Source organism: Pantoea sp., assembly GCF_032114055.1.
Lineage (GTDB): Bacteria > Pseudomonadota > Gammaproteobacteria > Enterobacterales > Enterobacteriaceae > Pantoea.
Genome location: NZ_DAMCTB010000015.1, coordinates 1 through 20897, shown reverse-complemented (window position 1 = coordinate 20897; position 20897 = coordinate 1). Strand labels below are relative to the sequence as shown.

The 20897-nt window shown below is 53.3% G+C and carries 7 protein-coding genes; 1 reads left to right on the top strand and 6 read right to left on the bottom strand.

All coding sequences use genetic code 11. The annotated features are described in order from the left end of the window. Nucleotides 1–1147: 1147 nt before the first annotated feature. The 6 genes from RT657_RS18280 to RT657_RS18255 form a co-directional block, all read right to left on the bottom strand. Nucleotides 1148–1531, bottom strand: a complete 384-nt coding sequence (locus RT657_RS18280; protein WP_313656157.1) for a DUF6911 family protein — start codon at nucleotides 1529–1531, stop codon at nucleotides 1148–1150. Nucleotides 1532–1533: 2 nt separating this feature from the next. Next, complete coding sequence (locus RT657_RS18275) at nucleotides 1534–13773, bottom strand: hemagglutinin repeat-containing protein (protein WP_313656155.1); 12240 nt, start codon at nucleotides 13771–13773, stop codon at nucleotides 1534–1536. Between the two features lie 15 nt (nucleotides 13774–13788). Next, complete coding sequence (locus tag RT657_RS18270) at nucleotides 13789–15456, bottom strand: ShlB/FhaC/HecB family hemolysin secretion/activation protein (protein WP_313656154.1); 1668 nt, start codon at nucleotides 15454–15456, stop codon at nucleotides 13789–13791. Nucleotides 15457–15852: 396 nt separating this feature from the next. Continuing rightward, nucleotides 15853–16008, bottom strand: a complete 156-nt coding sequence (locus tag RT657_RS18265) for a hypothetical protein (protein WP_313656153.1) — start codon at nucleotides 16006–16008, stop codon at nucleotides 15853–15855. Between the two features lie 134 nt (nucleotides 16009–16142). Then, nucleotides 16143–17255 carry a beta-propeller fold lactonase family protein gene (locus tag RT657_RS18260; RefSeq protein ID WP_313656152.1) on the bottom strand — a complete coding sequence of 371 codons (1113 nt, stop codon included), beginning with the start codon at nucleotides 17253–17255 and terminating at the stop codon, nucleotides 16143–16145. A gap of 172 nt (nucleotides 17256–17427) precedes the next feature. Further along, a complete protein-coding gene (locus RT657_RS18255) occupies nucleotides 17428–18837 on the bottom strand; it encodes an EmmdR/YeeO family multidrug/toxin efflux MATE transporter (RefSeq protein ID WP_313656151.1) in 1410 nt (469 codons plus the stop codon). Nucleotides 18838–19288: 451 nt separating this feature from the next. Here RT657_RS18255 and RT657_RS18250 point away from each other — a divergent pair, with 451 nt between their 5' ends. Next, nucleotides 19289–20743, top strand: a complete 1455-nt coding sequence (locus tag RT657_RS18250) for an AMP nucleosidase (protein WP_313656150.1) — start codon at nucleotides 19289–19291, stop codon at nucleotides 20741–20743. Nucleotides 20744–20897: the final 154 nt, after the last annotated feature.

Here is a 20897-nt window from a genome sequence, read left to right as displayed (position 1 = left end):
AGGATACATACGCAGAGACCCGCAAAAAACCCGCCGTCATAACAGACTCGCTGGCTTATTCGGCTGGCGATATTCAGGGATTTTCAGCACCTGACCCGGGGCAATATGATCCGGATTGCTGGGATGGGACTAGATGATTAACCCAGAGGTCATTGGACAGCCTGCTGATCAAACGGGCATTAACACCAGCGACGCACTGAACCTGCTTGTGAAATATCTGCCTCAGCTGGTCGATAAAGCATCTTCCGCAGGCATAATTGACAAGGAAGTCGATTTGACCGCGCTGGTCAGTCAGTCAACGCACTAATCATGAGGCAACCGGGAGGTAAAAGCCTGAGAATGATGTCTGGGACTTTTATCTTTTGTGTTCAGAGTATGAATGAGTAAAAGCAGTTGGAATGTATGCTTCCCTCTGAATATTATGGCTAAAAAAGTGATGAACTGAAAAATGCCATAAAACAAAACGAAAGCCCTGATTTAATAACTGTCACTTCGAACAGAAAACGTAAATAAATATTCTTTGATTTTATAAATATCATACTGTAGAAGCTACTTAAATAGGTAAACATGCATAAAACCCAACCGAAACTACCAGGATTCTTATTTGGTGGGTAATAAATAGTGCTTCCGTATGTGCGCGCAGGCTTGCTTATTCACCCTGAGGAATGACTGACTCTTGGGCAGGGGTTGTAAACTCATGTAACTTTGGCAGTATCTTAGGAACTGAAGTTTTTGATATTCCATTTATCAGAGCTTCTCCATCCGCATTAATAATACCAAGAGCATCGAATTTGTCGGTATGATTTTAATGAATGATTCCTACACTCATCTTTCCGCTCATCTTCCTCATGTACGGGGTTGCTCCACAAAGCATTATTCGCAACAACAACTTTATCCTGGGCGCAATCAGCCATCTAACAGAATTCATCCTGAAACACTGAGCACTTTATAATCTAATTTTTCCTGTGCATTTTAGCGCGGGCAATTTTTTCTCAGGCACGTTTTTTCAGCCTGTTAAGCCATTTTACCCAATGCAGTTAAAGAAAAACCAATCACAACATCGTACCTGATGTGTCCCGATTGCAGCCGTGGAAGGTGATAATTTTCAATGTTTGAGAACTCTAGCCAACTGGCCGGGATTCTTATCTCAGTTCAAAATATCCCCTGACACATTACCAGTATCGAAAAACTCTTTAAACACTCTAACAACAAGTTCAAAGTCTTTTGTCAATTGTTGCCCAGACCAATAATCACCCAATATCAATAACTTATCATTAGGCCGGGATTGATCCCAGTAAAATCGCACCCTATAGTCATCATCTGTTTCTTCACCAAGAGTCAGCATATAATTACCATTCTCTGCTCTTACCTGAAGCATATCAGGTCCAACGTCTGCACCATCAAGGACAACAAGAGTCAGAGTTCCTGCTTCGCCTTCAAGTTTGATCAGGTATTCTTCAACCTGTTCCCATGCAGGTGATTTTTTTTTACCTCCCTGATTATTGAATGTCCATTTTAAGGATAAGAACATCTCTATTTTTTCTCCTTGATAGATTTCATACCAGGCTGCCAATATAGAATCGTTTGGGTTTTTTCTTCGACTACTGTCAAAGATTTCAAACCTGCTTTGTCCGCCATTGCAGCAATATCACCTTTGCAAAAACCACACACCGGCTCTAGTGATACTGTTAATGTCATATCACGACCTTTAGTGATACCTTGTTCGAAAGCTTGCTGAATAACACCAACTTCCGCATGAGCTGTCGCCATATTTCCATTTGGTAAGGTTCTACCTTTACTTTCAATTTTTGCAACAATCCTTCCGTTAATCAGTGTTGGTCGACTCGCATCACCCAAGAAAAAGTCAGGTCTACTGCCTTGGTTAGTATCGGTAAAGATTATACCTGTTTGAGGGTCAGTTAACTCTGCTGTCACTTTAGGATTTGCAGAAGGTGTTTTAGGATCAAGTGGTTGAGAACTATTTGTCCATGCTAATTCTCTGTTCGGAGAAGTAATGCCAGTTTCTCCTTTCGATATAGCATTATTTCCTGCAACACCACCAAATATAGCCGCTGTGCCCAAACCTACATTCAGTACACCTTCGCCGTAGTTGCCATCGACTACCTGGCCAATTCCTGTACCGGTTTGAAAACCGCCACCGGCTGCCAGCGTTGAACGAGCAATAATACCAGGAGCACCAGGCAAAGCGAGCAAAGCATCCGTTCCTGTTGCAGCCTGGCCGGATTGTACGCTGTACCCTTTCAGATAACTCAGCGCCTCGTTATACGCTTTTGTATTTCCTGTTGAGGCGATAAACGCCTTACCTGCAATCAGTGAGTGAATAGCGTCAGCCGCTTGCTGTGGGGTATATCCATACATAGACTGAAGTTCATAACCATATTGGTTAAGTAATCCAGCCAGCTCTTTCTTCTGGCCTTCTGTCAGTGGCTGACCTGATTGGAACTGTTGCAGCAGCAAATTGCTGGCTCGATCTTCGTTCGTCAACCTGACAATATTCTGTGAAGCTTCTAACAGGTTTTTACCGGCTTTCTGATCCTCGATGGATTTATTCAATATTTCGGCTTTCTGCACGCTCAGGAAATTATTCTCAACCGCATTTTTCCCTACTACAGCCCCCTGAACGCCACCCTCAACAGAATCAGATGTTACTCCAGCTGACAACTGTGCGGCAAGCTGGCCGAGCGCGCTGACAACCTGCTTCTCTTCTTGCGTCAGGTCGCTGGCCTGCTTGCCGGGATACATCGAGCTGAGGATCGCTCTGGCCATCAACTCACCACCTGCCGCACCAGCTGCTCCTGCAGATGCGTTGTTGCCCGCCAGCTGCGCCAATACAGCGCCCGCTACCGCATGCGCCATAGTGTTGGCCAGGACGTTAGTCTGTTCCTGTCCATTAACAAATGTGCTGGTAGCGTGCTTTATTTTATTAGCTATATAAGGCGCCATTCCACCTGCTGCGGCTGCACCCAGATTACTTGCGCCAAGGCCACCCAGAACGCCGGTCACCGCTGCTGCTGCCATCGAATAGCTGCCGCCTGTGCCCCATTTCTCTGCAACGGCCTTATAGCCTGCGTCGTTTATAACCAGCTTGTTAAATTCTGCAGTAGATAGTTCGGCATTTTTTGGGTCCGCTTTCAGCAGTCTTTCTCTGGTCTCATCTTCAGCAGCCTGCATTTTGTAACTGCTGACATCACCTGCTACACGCTGACCCAGCTCCTGAATTCCCTGTGCGAACTCAAGTTTGCGAGCGACCTTATCCTTGTCAAATATCTTATCGATGTGGCCGTTGGCGTTATCAGTGTCTCTGCTCAGGTCTGTGACATTCTGTGTCTGAGCCTGGCTATCACGCACCGTGATGGCACCTTCTGCTACGGCTGAACGTGTCGTACCGGATGCGCTGGCACTAGTGTTGGCAGAGGTAGGTATCGCTCCGCCTGACATCTTATTATTTTCGTTGCCTCCCCCCATGCTGATGGATGAGCTGCTGGCTTTATAGGAAGCGTGATTGTCGATGTCTGACCAGCCCAGCGTACCGGTGGAAAGTGCATTGTTGGCGGACTGTGCTGTTGAGGCGATCACCGCACCATTCAGCTGGGTGTGGTTACCCACATAAACGTCATAACCGCCGTTGCCTGCAAACAGGCCACTCTGATCGCCGACGCTGGCATATTCACTGTTCACTTTGCTCTGGCTCAGACTGAGGCCAGCAGAGCCGGTCATGCTGCCGAACGTGAAGCTGAAGCCACCACTGGCACTTTGCTGTTTACTTTGATAATCATCGGTATCCTGCAGGCTGGCCATCGTCAGGTCATGACCAATATCAGCAACAATCCTGTTACCCAGTGCCTGCGCGCCAGACAGCACGGTATCGTTGCCGCTGCTCAGGGTGAGGTCATTGCTGGCGTTCACCCGGCTGTTGACGTAATCGGTGGTTTTGCCGTTCTCCCTGCCGCTGGCCATAAAGCCGCTGGCCTGCACACCAATGCCTGTCTCTTGACCTATTGCGACATGAATGCCGCCACTCCAGCCAGACGCTTTATTGCTGCTCTTCTGTTCAGTGTTATTGGTTGCCGCCGTGAGGTTGAGATCGTGCGCCGCAGCAAGCGCGACATTTTTGCCGGTAATGCCGCTGCCCGAGAGTGTAATATCACCGCTGCTGCCATTGGCACCGGTCGCTACCACGGCAATATTGCCGCCGCCATTAAGCGAACTGCCTTTGACGGCATTGGCGTTATATTCCGAAGAGGATTTACTCTTACTCGCGCCGACGCTGAGTTCAATTTTGATCCCCGCCTCACTCATATTGCCGTTGGCAAGAGCCTGTCCGGACTGCATGGTCTGTTTGCCTGACATTGCCCAGCCACTTTCAAGGGCTTTCACGGCGCCCAGTGCTTTAAGACGATCGTCGCCCGCTTCGCTGGCAGACTTTGCCTGTTCTCCGATGCTTAACAGAGCATCGGTAATCGGACTGGTTAGCTGAAGAGTCAGGCCACTTTTCTTCTGCTCATATACCTGACGACGACTGACAAGATCGTTACCCGTATCGATATTCACAGAGCCGCCGACCACGCTGATGTCTTTTTTAGCGATGACGTCTGAGCCACTGATGTGAGCATTATTACCAGCGATTAACGTGACGCTACCACCGGTACTGCCTACAGCGCTGGCGCTCTGACTTTGTGTTGTGCCGTCGCGATTAAGCTGCTGGCGAGTAGAAGCACTGCCGAACGTCACGCCGATACTGCCGCCGCTCATCATGCCGCTCTTTTTAGTTTCTTTCAGGCTGTAGCTATGCTGCTCTTCAGTAGCCACAGCGATCGCGAGGTCACGTCCTGCCTTGAGCGCAACACTGTTATCGCCTACTACGCTTGAACCCGTTACGCCCAGATCACGTCCGGCGACAATCGCGATATTGTTTCCACTCAACGCCGATGACTGTTCAGTTGTTGCTGAGTTTTCATGAACTGTGTGTGTGGTTTTTTTAGAAAAGAGCTTTTTCTTAACCTTTGTCTCTTCGTCGTAGTGATAATCGCTTTCGGTGGCCGTAGTGATAGCCACGTCGCGTCCTGCCTGGACAGCAAGATCGCCTTGTGCATCCACTCTCGCCGCTTCCGCGACCATATCCCTACCCGCTTTAACCGTCGTACTCCCACCGCTGGCAATTTCAGTGCCCTGCTGGCGTACTGACTCATTGATCTCAACCTTCTTACCGGATTTATAGCTATTACCAGATTCAGTTTCAGCTGCCAGCAGATTGACGTCACGCCCTGACCTCAGGGAAATATCCTGCTCCGCCGCAATCGCTGCGGCGTCACTGATAAGGTCGCGTCCGGCGGTTAATGCCAGATTGCCACCACTGCTAATAGCAGTGCGATCCTTGCCGGTTGCGTAGGATTTATCTCGCCCCCGAATATCCTTCAGGCTTGTGTTGATACCGTTGAGATTAAGATCGTTAGCTGCCGCAAGGGTAGTATCACCTCCTGCATTAAGAGCGCTGGCGGTAATGGTTATATCGCGACCCGCCTTAATATTCGTTGCACCAGCTGATTCAACGCTTGAAGCGATAGAATTTTTGCTATTGTAATGACGCCAGCCATTATCAAAAAAGGTATCGATAAAATTGGCACCGATCAATACATCCCCAGCTGCGTTAAGTAAGGTATCGCCACCAGAATAAGTCGATGCACCACGATTGGTGATATTTTTACCAGCATTAAGGATAAGATTATCGATTGAATTAATAGTCGCCTGTTCGCCCTGCTCATCAAATAATGAACGATTTAGCGTTGAGCTATTATCATTTTTCGTGACCTGTGTGGTGTTGTTAATGTTACCGTTGATGCTTTCGAGCTCAATACGCTTACCACCAATCACTGAGCCGATATTGTTAATATCATTAATGGCGCTGATTTTTAAATTATCACCAGCTTTAATAAGTGCATGGTTAAGATTATCAAAGCCGTTCTCACTGTTAAGCGTTATAGTATTCTTTGCCAACAGGGTGCTAGCATTATTACTTACCTGACCTGCATCCACTGTGACGGTTTTGCCAGCAATGACACTGCCGTTATTAATAGTGGTATCATTCGCAATCAGATAAAGCTTCGGCACCAGCACGGTTTCACCGTTTATCGTTGCCGCTTCCCACCAGAGAATGCTGTGATCCAGTGAGGCTACCTGCCTTGCAGAAAGCGTTACACCGCTTTGTAATCCAAGCGATTGCTGCGCGGCGGCAGCGTTATCCATCAGATAGCGCATCTGCTCAAGATCGGAACCGAGATTGTTTAGATAGCGATTTCCCGTCTGGCTCAGCACGCGGTTACTGACGTAGCGCGTATCGAATGCGGCATCCCCCAGCAGGCGATAGTCATATTCTGGTTTCAGATTAAGTCTGTTCAGTAAATATGATGAGCCCAGAAACGTCTCTTTATCTGTCCAGGTAACTGATGTTTCTATTGGGGCTTGTTGGGGTTGTTTGCCCAGTAACTGGTTAAGATCGCTAAATAAGTTTTTATCAATTTTACCTAATTCTTTTAGTTTTGGGTTAACAACAATCAGATAGGGGCTTTTTATATCCGCTGAGGCAATAAAATAGCCGTCGCTTCCCTGCGGCAATGGATAGGCGCTGGTATCAACCGGAGTTAGCGATGGCTTTCCAGTTTGTTGTCGTAAAAGGTCGTAGGGCGTCTTGCCCAAGACCCCTCTTTCCTCGATTTCAGCAGGACGAAGCGGGTCGACAGAATAGGTATTCAGGTCTGTCTGCGCCACATTTGCAGCATCAAGACCGGCCGCGCCGTTAATCTGCTGCAAAGCGCTGGTGATTTGGTCGCGCCAGTCAGGACTCCCGACGCTAACTGAAGAAGCGGCGGCTACCGCAAGCGGAGTGCGCGCACCGCTTACTGATGGTTGCATATGCGTATTAAGTCCGGGGCGCGACAGCGTTGGCGAAATAGTTCCGCGAACATCCTGAGACTCGCTATTATTAATAACTTTATTGAACTGTAAGTTAATGTTGCCATTGGCCTGAACAACGCCACGAATTGTCGCGGCCTGCTCGGTGCGATATGTATCAGTAGCGACATAGGTTACACTACCTTCTAAATCTGCTGCCTGCCCCTTATAATTATATTTTCCTGCGCCGCTGAATTTTAAATCATCGATATTATCAGTCAGCATCGTACTATTACTGTTTTTGACCGAATTGTAATTACTATAGCTGGGCGAAGGCTTAAAAATACGCCATACGGCCTGCGTGCCCGATAAATAAGACTGGTTATTTAACCTGTCGCCGCTGAGCGATAAATTTTGCCCGGCGAGGATATAGCTGCCCAGATTATCCAGTGAACTGGCCCGCCCTGTCAGATTTCTTCCGGCGGCTATTCTTCCGGCCTGACCCGTTACATGCGTACTTGACGTCGTTCTGGCAACGAGTATTTCTTTGTTCTTATCCAGACTGGCCGGGATAGGTTTAATATTCCAGACCCAGGCAATAAAGGGCGGAGCGGGTGAAAGCGGATGCTCCGTAAAATAGTAATTCAGCTCGCCTCGTTCAAACAGGCTTAGAGGGAGTTCAACCGTACCCGGCGCAACCGATCCATAGCTATTAGTGACATTTTCGGTGGTGGTTTCCCCTATGCTGATAGCTTCCCACTGGTTCACTAAATGCCCGGTATTAATCGTAATATCGCCGCCCTGTGACTCAATGGTGCCTGATATATTGATTATTTCACCATTCGCATTGCCTGCCGCATCGCGCTGCATCCACAGGCTGTTACCAGCCAGCACGTCGCCGCGTTGGTTTTTAATACTATTTGCAAATAAAGAGAGATTGTTGCCTGCGTAGAGTAGCGCGGTATTAACAATGCTACCGGGTGCGTTGAGCACCAGATTGCCAGTAGTCCCGGTGAACCCGTCCAGCGTTATATCGCTGCGACTGGCTAAGTTGATGTTACCGCCGCCCTGCAGTGTGCCATTCCCGTTCATGGCGATGCGATTGCCGCTTAACGCACTGTCACCCGAACCGGTCGTGAGCTGACCATTATTGGTGAGATCGCCGCCTGCACTCAGCGTCAGCGCCCCGCCCTGCATGGTGCCCTGGTTATCTATCGCGCCGTTACTGCTGACGGTGAGTCGTCCACCTGCCGCCAGCACATCGCGACCGGTAAAGCCATTGGCGATGTCCAGTGTGGCGTTACCCAGCGCCACCACCTGACCGCGCTGATCAAAGCCGTTGCTGTGAACCAGCAGATCGCCACCGCTGAATAAACGACCACTGCCTTGCTGGCCTACCTGCGCGGCCATCACACTCAGCCGGTTGTTACCCAGTAGCGTGCCGCTGTTGTTGACCTGTTGATAGTTAACTTCAAGGTTGCCGCCCTGGGCTGTGCCCTGGTTACTGAAACCGTTGCCGGACAATGTACCCTGGCCGTCGGCCAGCAGCGTACCGTTGTTGCTGGCGTTGGCGGCATTCAGGATAAGCTGCGACGCCTGTAACCAGCCGTTGTTGTTCAGCTGAGGCGTATTCAGTGTCAGCGCGCCGCCTGAGAGCCACCGGCCATCATTCTGAGTTAAGCCGGTGATGGTCGCGACACCGTTACCCTGGAGCAGCCCATAGTTAAACAGTTCGGGGCCGGTCAGCGTCAGGGCGTTTTGCGTGATCATGGCGCCATTGCCGCCATTGGTGATGCGACCACCGGCATTGATCTGCAGGCTGTTGTCACCCTGTAAGCGCCCGTTGTTGTCTACCGCGCCACTGGTGATCTGCAGGTCGCCGCCCTGCACGCGTCCGGCATTATTAAGTGATGAGGAGTGAAGCGTCAGCCTGCCCGCGCTGAGCAACGTTTTATCCTGCTGCTGTGTGAGTGCGCCGTTAAGTTCCACCGTCAACGCGTCAACGCCGGTCACAGCGCCGTTATTGTTTAACGTGTCCCCCCGAAGCGTCAGATTGCGGGCAATCCATTCGCCATGGTTGGTCAGCGTCAGCGCCTGCAACGCCGCTGTGCCGTTGGCTGAAATTTTACTGCCCGCGCCTGCATCGAGACGATCCGCCAGAATCAGTTGCAGCGCATCCGCACTCTGGATCGCGCCATTGTTGGTCAGCTGTTGGGCATTCAGCAGGATCTGCTGACCCTGCCAGTTGCCGTTATTTACAACGTTATTGCCGTTGATATTCAGCGTGCCCTGCGTCAGCAGCGATCCGCCCTGATTATTGATCAGCTGACGTGCTGGCGCGGCCAGCGACCTGAGCAGCATCCGCCCGCTCATCTGTGGCACCGCAGCAAAAGTTAATGCCTGAAGCCCGATCAGGCTACCCTGATTGATGACGCTGGCGGGGATAATGGTCAGGGTTTTACCCTGTACCGAGCCACTGTTGTTCAGTGCGGCTCCGTTCAGCGTCATCGCCCCTTCGCTGAGCAGAGAACCGCGGTTGTTCAGCGCGCTGGCCGTGATCTGCGCCTGGCCCTGACTCAGCAGAGAACCCAGGTTAGTCAGCTCGTTGCTGATGCTGACAGTGAGATCTTTGCTGCCCAGCAGCGATCCCTGGTGTTGCCAGTTATCCGCATACACCGCTGCCTGCTCACCCTGTAGCACCCCCTGAGTGGTGAGTTGGCTCACGTTCAGCGTCAGCGTTCCACCGCTCATCGTTTTGCCACCCGCCGACTGCGTGATGTTACTGGCCTGAGCAGTCAGCGCCGTGGTGCCCTGTAACAGGCCATCGTTGCTCAGACTGTCGCCCTGCAATCCCAGACGATTCGCCAGCACTTTCCCGCTATTGCGCAGCGTGCTGGCATTCAGGTCGCCTTCTCCCTGACTGACCAGCGTGCCACTGTTGACCAGGTCGCTGGCGATGTTAGCGCGTAAGGCGCTGATGCCATTGAGGCTGCCGCGATTGTCAAGCGCATCCAGCGTGACGTCGAGTTGCTGACCCTGCCAGCGGCCATCATTAGCCGCGCGAGTACCCTTTATGATCAACCGATCGCCGCTCAGCAGCTGCCCGCTGTTGTGGTTTTGCGTCTGAACAAATCCCAGACCCAGCAGCGTATCACCCTGCAGGAGCCCGCCGTTTTCCAGCGTGTTGCCGCCTGCGCTGAGCTGCTCTGCCGCAATCTGGCCGCTGTTAGTGAAGGTTTTTGTATTAAGAACAGCCTCATGGCCGGTCACGATCTGTCCCGTGCCGCTGTTGTTCAGCGTATCGGCTATCCGGAGGTTGAGGTTATCGCTTAACAGGCGTCCGCTGTTACTGAAACGGTTGCCGTTGACTGCCAGTGCACCATTCACCTGCAGCAACCCGTCGTTATCGAGTTGATCTAAGGAGAGTGTCAGTGGGCCTCCGGCAATTAACTGGCCGATACTGAGGTTGTGGATCTGCTGGTTGTCCAGCAACAGCGAGCTGTTGCCCTGCAGAAGTCCAGCGTTGCTCAGTGCCGGTGAGTGCAGGCTCAGGTTATTCGCCGCCAGCGTGCCCTGATTATCAATCTGCGCGGCCAGCAGATTCATCTGCTGCTGACTGAGAAGACTGCCGCTGTTGGTCAGCCTACCTTTCGTCACGGCAGTTAATGTGTTTCCGGAATGAACGGTGCCGTCGTTCTGCAATGTCTCCGCGTTTAATGCCATCTCACTGGCCTGCATCGCACCGTGGTTGTTTAGTGCCGTAAAGTCAGCGCTAAGGGTGCCGTCGCTCAGCAACTGGCCGTCCTGCTGATTGTCGAGCTGTTTGCCTTCCAGCGTCATCTGCTGGTTACCCTGAAGCAGGCCGCTGTTGATCATGTCACTGCGCAGCGTCAGTACCTGGGCTATCAGCCAGCCACTGTTATCAGTGTGGTTCGCTTTCAGCGCGATGTCCTGCTGTCCCAGAATTTTGCCGCTATTGTTCAGGGTATCGCTCTGCAGATCGGCGTCGGCTTCGCTCAGGACATTGCCGCTGTTCTGCCAGCGGTCAGCATTGACTGTCAGCTGTTTGCCTTGCATCAGTCCGCTGTTGTCCAGCGCCTGCTGTTTCACACGCAGCTGGCCTGCGCTGAGCAGCGTGCCGCTGTTAGTCAATGTGTCGCTCTGCAACGAGAGTGCCGCGTCGCCCTGAATCGTCCCGCTGTTGTTAACCTGACTGAGATCACTGTCCAGTGTTCCGGCCGCGATCGTCCCCTGATTGATCAGCGCATCGCCTTGCAACCGGAGCTGGCCATCAGCCAACAATTTCCCGCCCTGCTGATTATGCAAACGTTTGAGAGTAGCATTCAGGCTGGCGGCGTTGATCTCGCCGCTGTTGTTCAGCTGTTCGCTCGTGACCGTCACTGTTTTGCCGCTGGTTATTAATCCGCTGTTATTAAGCTGGGGCAGCGCGAGTGCGAAATCGTTGTCGGAGCTGATCGTCCCCGCAGGCAGGTTATCCAGCTGTGTGGCTTTTATGGCGAGTAATTTCTTACCCTGCAGCAGGCCGCCGTTGCTGATTTGCACGGTGTCCAGCTTCAGTTCAGGCGCGATTAATGAACCGGAATTACGCAGTTGCACGCTGTTCAGAATAAGCGCGTTCTGACTGCTGATGGCGCCCTGATTTTCCAGCCAGCCACGGGCGGTCATCTGCGCGTCACCCCGGGCTGTGAGGGAGCCATTCTGCTGCAGCGTATCGGCGTTAACCACGGTATCGCCCTGGCTGACCATTTCGCCACTGTTTTTCAGGGCCGATGTGTCAATCTGCAACCGCTGACTGACGATGTTGCCACTGTTACTGAGCGCGTCGGCGAGGTTAAGCGTTGCGTTACCCTGTACAGAGAGTGCACCGTCCTGATCCAGACGTTTCGCCGTCAGCGTGGTGTCACCGCTGCTGATGACTTTTCCCTTGTTCGTCAGCGCACCGCTTTTGATATCAAGACGCCCCGCGCTCAGCTCCCCGCTGTTACTCAGCCGATCGGCCACGTTCAGATGCACGCTCCCCTGAGAGGAAAGCGTTCCCTCCTGCTGCAGGCTAACGGAAGTGATATCCGCCTCCTGGCTGCCCAGCAGGCTGCCACTGTTGAGCAGCGAACCGCTGTGAATCGCGAGGCTGCTGCCACTCAGTTCGCCACTGTTGTTCAGTTCTGAAGCAACATTCAGCTGATTAAGGTTAGTGGCGGACAGGATACCGCGCTGCCTGACGTGATTGGCTGTGATCAGCGCGTCACCGGCGCTTAACAGTTTGCCGCTGTTGTCGATGGTGTCGCTCTGAACGTTCAGGCTGCCGCCGCTGATCTCACCGCTATTGTTCAGCACGCCGGTAACGTTAAGCTGATTTTTTTTGCTGGCTGAAAGGGTGCCGCGTTGCTGAATATTATTCGCTGTGATCAGTGCATCACTGGCGCTTAACAGCCTGCCGCTGTTATCGATAGTGTTGCCCTGAACGTTCAGGTTACTGCCGCTGATTTCACCGCTATTGCTCAGATCGCTGGCAACGACGACCGTGCTGGTGCCCTCAGAGAGCAGCATGCCCTGCTGCTGCAGGCTGTTGCTGCGAACCTGTGCGTCGCCATGGCTTGTCAGGTTACCGCTGTTAACAACCTGTGCTGCCTGGATATCAAGATTTTTTGCGGCAGACAGTTGCCCCGCATTCTGCAGCTGCGATGTGGCAGAAAGCTGCATCCGGTCAGCCGCATTGCCGCTGCTGTTTTTATCGATGCTCAGAACGCCACTGCTGAGACGGGCGCTCTGGCCTGCGCTCAGGCTACTGCCCTTAAGCGCTATCTGACCCTGACTGTTAAGGTCGAGCGACGCATCGCTGCCAAGTTTTGCGCCGGTTAGGGCAATTTCCTGCTGTGCGGTCAGAGCGACGTTGCCAACCGCTTTATGCTCACCCTGCAACGCAATGCTGCTGCCTCTTGCCGTCAGGTTACCGCTGGTCAGGCTGTTATTGATGCTCAGCCGCCCCTGCGCATCCAGCACCATATCGCCCTGACGGGCATTCAAGTTGCCGAGATTCACGCCGACGCCGTTTTCACTGGAGACCAGATGGATGCGGTTTGCATACATCCCGCCTAGCGCACCGGTATCCACGGCGACTGACGGCGCAGCCCCTTCGCCCCCGATAGGTGTCACGCTGCCATCAACACCGACCCGGTTTGCACCCAGCGTGACATTGAGATCTCTGGCATGGATGTCCGCGTTAATTTCGGTTGCGCGCGCGATGATCGAGACCGCATCGGCCTGGCTGCCATCCAGTCCTTTACCCTCAATGCTGATGGCACCTTTCGTCACTTCCAGCGACTGGAGATTACCCTGCGCATCCAACTGCGGTTTGCCGGTGGTCAGCGTCACGTTTGGCGTATTGATAAAGCCACAACCGTTACAGGTGATGCCATAGGGGTTAGCGACCATAACGTTGGCTGCTTTTCCCGCCACTTCGGTATAGCCCTGAAGCTGGGAACGGTTGGCGCCGACGACTTCGTTAATAATGGCCCGGGCTTCCTGCCCTGCTTTCAGATTGGGGTTGTTCTGGATGAGTCCCCCCAGCTGCGTCTGCGTTAATCGGCCGGTTGTGTTATTCAGGATCAATCCTTCCCGGCCGACGTTGTAATTCTGATACTGGTTGTGCGACAGGCCTGACGCATTGGGTGTCGCGATATTGATGACCGGCACGCCATTCCCGGCCGCATCCACCTGGGTTCCCGGCGTCGCAGGCGTAATCACGGCTGAGAAAGCGGGCAACAGGGGCTGAAACGCAATCAGCGAGCAAATGAGATAGCTCAGCAGACGACGCGGCAGTGAAAGCGGTAATTGATCATCCATAATCAGGGCCTTTTTTTAGAAAGTGAGTCCAATGCGTGCGTATACGCTGAGGCGATCCGGGGCAAGATAATCGGGATAGCTGACCGGGATGCCCAGAGACAGCTGCGTGGTCAGATGGGCGTTGCGGGTGCCAAGCCCCAGCGAACTGCCCCACAGCGTGCCGGCGGCATAGCGATCCTGTTTGTCGCTCTGCAGCCACCCCCCATCCAGGGCCAGCGTGGTACTGACTGCGCCAATGGCTGGCAGAGTGAACAGCGTATAGTTGAGTTCGTTGCGCAGGTAACCGCCCACATCGCCGGAAAGGTACTGCTCTTTGTAACCGCGAACGGAATTTTCACCGCCAATAGTCAGACGCTCGCTGCCATACAGTCGATCCGGCGACCACTGAGTGTACAAACTGCTCAGCCACCCCATTTTCTGTGTCAGCGGTCGCTGATAGCTGCTGCTGATGCTCCACTTGCGGAATTGCGCTTTGGGAAGATCATCGCTTTTTCCGCTGTCGCTCTCCGCATCGAACCACGGCATTCCGCGACTCATCATCGGGTTAAAGGTGGCAACACCTCCTGCGACTTTTTGGGTGTGGTTGAAGCCGAACTGCAGGCTGGTCAGTTTACGGCTGCTGCTGTGAAGCAGCGTCTGGTTCAGCCAGTTATGGCTGACATAATGGTTGAGTCCGACCTGAACACCGGTCTTGACCTGCCCGTTGCGGAACAGCACCCATGAACCGCTGAGACGATGAGAGATGTTATCGCCGTTGCTGTACCAGTCGAAATTATTGGCATTGAAGCGGCTGTGATAGTTGCTCCAGCTATAGCTGTAGTCCAGCAGCCCGTAGCCATAAGGCACGCTGATACCTGCCTGGAAATTTTGCGCGTCACGCCAGTTGCTGAACGCACTGCTGCGACCGCCGCTGACAAACCAGCGATCGGCAAAACCCAGCAGGTCATTACCCACCAGCAAGGCAGAAAGCTGACCGATGCCCGTGCTTCTCTGCCCGCTATTGTCCAGGTTCAGTCGCAGCGTCAGTGGGAATTCAGGTTTACTGGTCAGATTAACGATGGAGTAGCCAGGCTTCGTCGAAGGGATGATCTCAATCTGCACTGGCGTCGTGCGCAGACGGTTTATCTGCTCCATGCCCTGTTCAATATCGCGTAAATTCAAAATGCGCCCGGTACCAGTCGGGAATGCCATTTTCAACTGATGTGAACGGGCACCCTGCAAACGAATCTCTTCCAGCCTGCCTTCCAGCACAGTAATAATTAACACGCCGTGGGACAGATTCTGTTCTGTCAGAAAAGCCCGGCTGGTGATATAGCCACGCTGGACATACCAGTCTGATATGTCGCGAACCAGCTGATTAATGCGTTCCAGGCTCAGGCACTGATTAATATAAGGCGCGATGAGTTTCGCCTGCTGAACCTGCGTAACTAAGGTTGCCTGTTGCAGGGAAATCTGATGAATATTGAAGCAGGGGCCGCGGGCAGGCGCCGACCCGGTTTTTTGCAATTCAATCTGATGCGACTGTATTAAGGCATCACGCTGCTTCTGATCCTGTTGCAGGCGCTGCTGCTGCAGATTTTGTATAATATCAAGGTCACCGGGCGTTACCGGCGCAGCCATGAGGTCGCTGATAAACAGACTGGCTCCGAAAACCAGCCACTTCCCTGTCTGAGGCATTTTCATCGAAGTATTAATGACGCTTATTGTAAGTTTTGTGTAAGCACAGGCGTGCAGATTACCACCTTAATAATCAGAAGTTCCTTATTGACGGCAAATAAAAATTCACAGTTATAGAAAACTAAACTACCAGTAATTAATGTTTATTTAAGCTAAATTGATGGCAGAAATATCACCTTCGCAGATCAGAGGCTTTCAGGGAGTGTTAAGGAAATGCATGTAATGCGATTCTATTGTCCCTGTTCGTCTGTATCAGATAGCCTGTAAATATAAATATCTGATGAATCTTGCGCGGTAAAACAATAAGGCTATCAGGATAAAACCCACCGGAGCACATCACCCCCATAAATTAAAAAGGCCCGCCAGATGGCGGGCCTTTAACCCAAGAAAATAGAATCACTGTTATTTTTCATGGTAGCGATGTACGGCCGGATAATATTCCAGTCCATAGAGCTGCCCCAGCGGCAACAGCAGTTCAGTATTGATATCCCGTCCGGCTGCCTCTGCCGCAGAACCGCTCAGCAGCTGTTCAAACCAGACTTTCAGTTTCTGTTTCATCTCAGGATCTCCGCTTCAGTTGATGCCCTGAGTAAACCCCCTTGCGCGTCATGACAGAAGCAAAAATTTCTGCGCTGCTTATACCCGAAATGGCAAAGCGGATTCTGACCGGCTGAAGGCCCGCTTCGGGCTGGCTACTGCGTGATCAGCGTCACCCAGTTCGCGCCTTTACCTGCCGGCGCTTCAGCGACCCGTGTGAGCGTGCCGCTGGCAGGATCGATAGCATAACTCCCTATAACGGCGCTCTTCTCGCCGCTGACAATCAGCCATTTACCCTGCGCATCAATCGCGATACTGCGCGGCTGTTTCTCGACCGGCCAGCTGCCAGTCAGAGTCAATTCTCCCGACGACTTATCGACCCGATAACCCGTAACGGTGCTGGAGGTGCGCTCTGTCACAAACAGAAACCGTCCGTCCGGTGTGATTTTAATGTCTGCCGCCCAGATGCGCGGCGTCGGATCGCTGTAGCCCGCCGGGCGCTGCTCGCCATGCTGCAGGTTATATTTCTTCGCCACCGCATTTGACCAGGTTTTTAAAGGCGTCAGCGTGCCATTGGCTGCACGCCGGAACTGCGTAATGGCACCGCTCATCTCCGCGAGGTTGTAGAGGAAACGATTATCCGGCGAAATCACGGAATGCCGTGCGCCGCTGTTTTTCTCACCCTGAACAAAACCGGTGCCCAGTGGCGTTATGACGCCCTCAGCACTGAACTGGTACTGCAGCACCCGATCTGCGCCCAGATTCCCGACATAGAGTGACTGGTTGCTGACGTCGGTGATGACCGAATGGGCATGCGGCCCGGTTTTCACCTCGCCCGTAACCTGGGTCGTCACAATCCCTTTATCATCGATCCGATTGCTGGTGACGATATCGTTGTCATAGGAGGCGGCAAGCAGGTAGCGCCCGCTCTTGTCGGTGGTGATCCACGGAAAGCTAGCTTTAACCGGCGTCATCGCCTGTTTCTGCAGATCACCGTGCGGACGGGTCACGCGCCAGCTGACAATTGCATAAGGCTTCGTGCGCAGTGCGCCATAAAGATGTTTACCATCAGGGCTGGCCGCCAGCGGCATAATCTTTTTTCCGGCGGCTGTATCGCCCAGCCACTGCAGTCCGCCATTATTCTCATTGAGCTGATAACGGGAAACCGTGCCGGACTCGGCATTCGACACATAGACAAAGGTTGTCGCCCACAGTGGACTACAGCACAGCAAAGGCAGCAGTGCCAGCGTTGGTATAAAACGGTTCATGATCACCTCAGGAAGTTAAATCTGCGCCGGTGCGCAGCAGGTTTTACGCTACCCCGGTGAGAGGCAGCTGGCTTTATGCAACTGCCTGAGATTGTAAATGAAAGTCTGGAGATGTGACGGAACAATCATTTATGAAGAGGCCCTTCCCCATCGCTGGCGGAAGGGTGAAGCGCTAACCGGATTTCTCAATCATTTTCTGATAGCGGTTGAGCCATTTACCACTGTTGAGTCGCCACCAGAAGAAAATCCCGCGCACCGTCCAGTCCAGGAACATCCCGAGCCAGACGCCGGTCACGCCCATCCCGAACTGAATGCCGAGCAGATAACCGACCACCACGCGCGCGCCCCACATGCTGAACATCGACACGTACATGGTATAGCGTGCATCGCGCGCGCCCTTGAGCCCGGCGGGCAGCACCCAGGAGGCGGCCCACAGCGGCATAAACAGTGCATTCAGCCAGAGCAGATGCTTCGTCACGTTAATCACTTCCGGATCGCTGGTATAGAAACGCGCCAGCAGTCCGGCCAGCGGCACCGTTAACAGCGCAATGGCGCTCAGACAGGCGGTGGCCAGCCAGAAAACATGCCGCACCTGACGCTCTGCCTGAAACACCTGATTCCTGCCCAGGCGGGTGCCGGTAATAATGGTTGATGCCGACCCCAGCGCATTGCCCGGCAGGTTAATCAGCGAAGCGACCGAGAAAGCGATGAAGTTACCCGCAATCTCACTGGTGCCCATGCCCGCGACAAAGACCTGGGTCAGCAGTTTACCGCCGTTGAACAGCACCGACTCGATACTGGCAGGCACGCCGATTCCCAGCACTTCCATCAGGATGCTGCTGTTCCAGCGCCGGAAGTAGCTCGACAGCGTAATTTTCAGTGAGGCGTTAAAGCCGATCATCAGCACATAGATCACCGCAATCGCCCCGATATATCGGGTAATAGTCAGCCCGAGTCCGGCCCCGATAAAACCTAAACCATCCCAGGAGAAGCAGCCGTAGATCAGCACGCTGCTGATGATGATGTTAAGGATGTTCATGCCACCGTTAATCAGCATCGGGATTTTGGTATTGCCTGCACCGCGCAGCGCCCCGCTGCCGATTAGGGTGATGGCGGCCGCCGGATAGCTCCAGGCCGAGGTCTGCAGATAGCTGAGCGCCAGTGCTTTGACTTTAGGATCTGCGGCACCGGCGATGGCATCGACAATCAGATGCCCCCAGAACTCAATGGCGATCACCAGCACAAAAGCGAAGATTGTCATCATGGCCAGCGACTGACGTGTAGCGGCTCGCGCCCGCTTACCATTGCGTTTGGCCAGGCTGAACGCCACCACAACCGTCGTTCCCAGGTCGATAGCGGCAAAGAAAGAGATGATCACCATGTTGAAGCTGTCGGCCAGGCCTACACCCGCCATCGCCTCTTTGCCCAGCCAGCTGACCAGGAAGGTGCTCAGCACGCCCATTAGCAATACACAGGCGTTCTCGAAGAAGATAGGCACTGCCAGTGGCGATATTTCACGCCAGTAGAGCGTGCGATAAGTGCGGCGTTTCGGATACCACGCCGTGCGCCTGATCGCCTGCATCACTGCTACGCCGGGATTTTGCAAAGGATTACCAAATCAGAAGTGACAGACGAGATATTATGATGATAGGCGTCAGAGAAATATGCAAAGTCTTTGCGGTGGAAATTAATCATAGTTACAAACTTTTTATGGCCGTCCCGGCAGATTCTGTCGCAGCCCCCCGCCAGCTTTAATCAGCCTGATTAATTGCCTGCTGTGACGATCTGTTAGCTGGCACTCACGTTGCCGGACATTGAGCTTTCAGCTGCACCTTTAAAACCCATTTCTCCTCCTTTGATAGTAAAGATTTTCTTAACAGGTTTTCAGCTTCCCTTTTCTTCCACAGCACCGCGCTGCTCAGATAGCACGCGCTTTCAGCACAAAATAAAAGCAGCTAAATATTCTTCACCAATCCCGGTAACAAACCCGCTAAGCTTGAGGCAAATTACGGAAAAAAATGGAAGGAGAAACCATGCCGACACAACGTAAAAACCTGACCAGTCTGCAGGCGCTGGATGAACTTGAACGTCTGTACGAAGGTGCTGTTGAGGCGCTGCGCGCGGCGATTAAAGCTTTTACGGAAAACGGCACGCTGCCCGATGCCGATCGGCGGGCGCAGGGGCTCTTTGTTTATCCGGAACTGCGCATCACCTGGCACGGTGAAGGGCCGCAACAGAACCGCACACGCGCCTGGGGACGCTTTACCCATACCGGCAGTTACAGCACGACCATTACCCGCCCGGCGCTGCTGCGTCACTACATAGCGGAACAGCTGGCGATGCTGGAGAAGGAGTATCAGCTGGAGATTGACGTGGTGCCATCCAGCCAGGAGATCCCCTATCCTTATGTGATTGACGGTTCCGATCTCTCACTGGATCGCACCATGAGCGCAGGGATAGCGCGCCATTTCCCGACCACGGAGCTGTCACAGATTGGCGATGAGACGACCGACGGTCTGTTCCACGCAGATGCCCAGTTCCCGCTGTCTCATTTCGACGCGCTGCGAACCGACTTTTCGCTGGCGCGTCTGCGTCATTACACCGGCACCAGCGTAGAGCACTTCCAGCCATTTGTGCTGTTCACCAACTACACCCGTTATGTGGATGAGTTTGTGCGCTGGGCGATTGAGCAGGTGCGCGATCCCAATACCCCTTATGACAGCCTGGCCTGTGCCGGTGATGTGGTGCTGACCGCCGACACTGCGAACAGCGAATCGATGCTCTCCGATCTGGCGTGGAAGAAGCATCAGATGCCTGCCTGGCACCTGACGTCGCCAAATCGCCGTGGTATCACGCTGATTAACATTGGCGTCGGCCCGTCGAATGCCAAAACCATCTGCGACCATCTGGCCGTGATGCGTCCGCATGCGTGGCTGATGATTGGCCACTGCGGCGGCCTGCGTGAGAGTCAGCGGATTGGGGATTACGTCCTGGCGCATGCCTATCTGCGTGATGACCACGTGCTGGACAGCGTACTGCCGCCTGATATCCCGGTACCAAGCATCGCCGAAGTGCAGCGCGCGCTCTATGACGCCACCAAAGCGGTGAGCAACATGCCAGGCGAAGAGGTGAAGCAGCGGCTGCGTACCGGCACCGTGGTCACTACAGATGACCGCAACTGGGAGCTGCGCTACTCCGCATCGGCACTACGTTTTAACCTGAGCCGCGCGGTCGCGGTAGATATGGAGAGCGCCACCATCGCTGCCCAGGGCTATCGCTTCCGTGTGCCTTACGGCACGCTGCTGTGCGTTTCCGATAAGCCGCTGCACGGCGAGATTAAGCTGCCGGGTCAGGCGAACCGTTTCTATGAAGGCGCGATTTCGGAACATTTGCAGATTGGCATCCATGCGGTTGAACTGCTGCGCGCTGAAGGCGATAAGCTGCATTCGCGTAAGTTACGGACGTTTAATGAGCCGCCTTTCCGGTAGGTTTTTACTGCTGGCTTAGGGAAGTTTGTCCGCTGCGCGAACAGGCGTCAGGAGGGTTTCGTTCGACTGCAGTGGTTTTACGCTGAGAAGGTTTCGTTCGCCTGCAGTGGTTTTACGCTGAGCGGGTTTCGTTCGCCTGACGGGCCGGGCAATT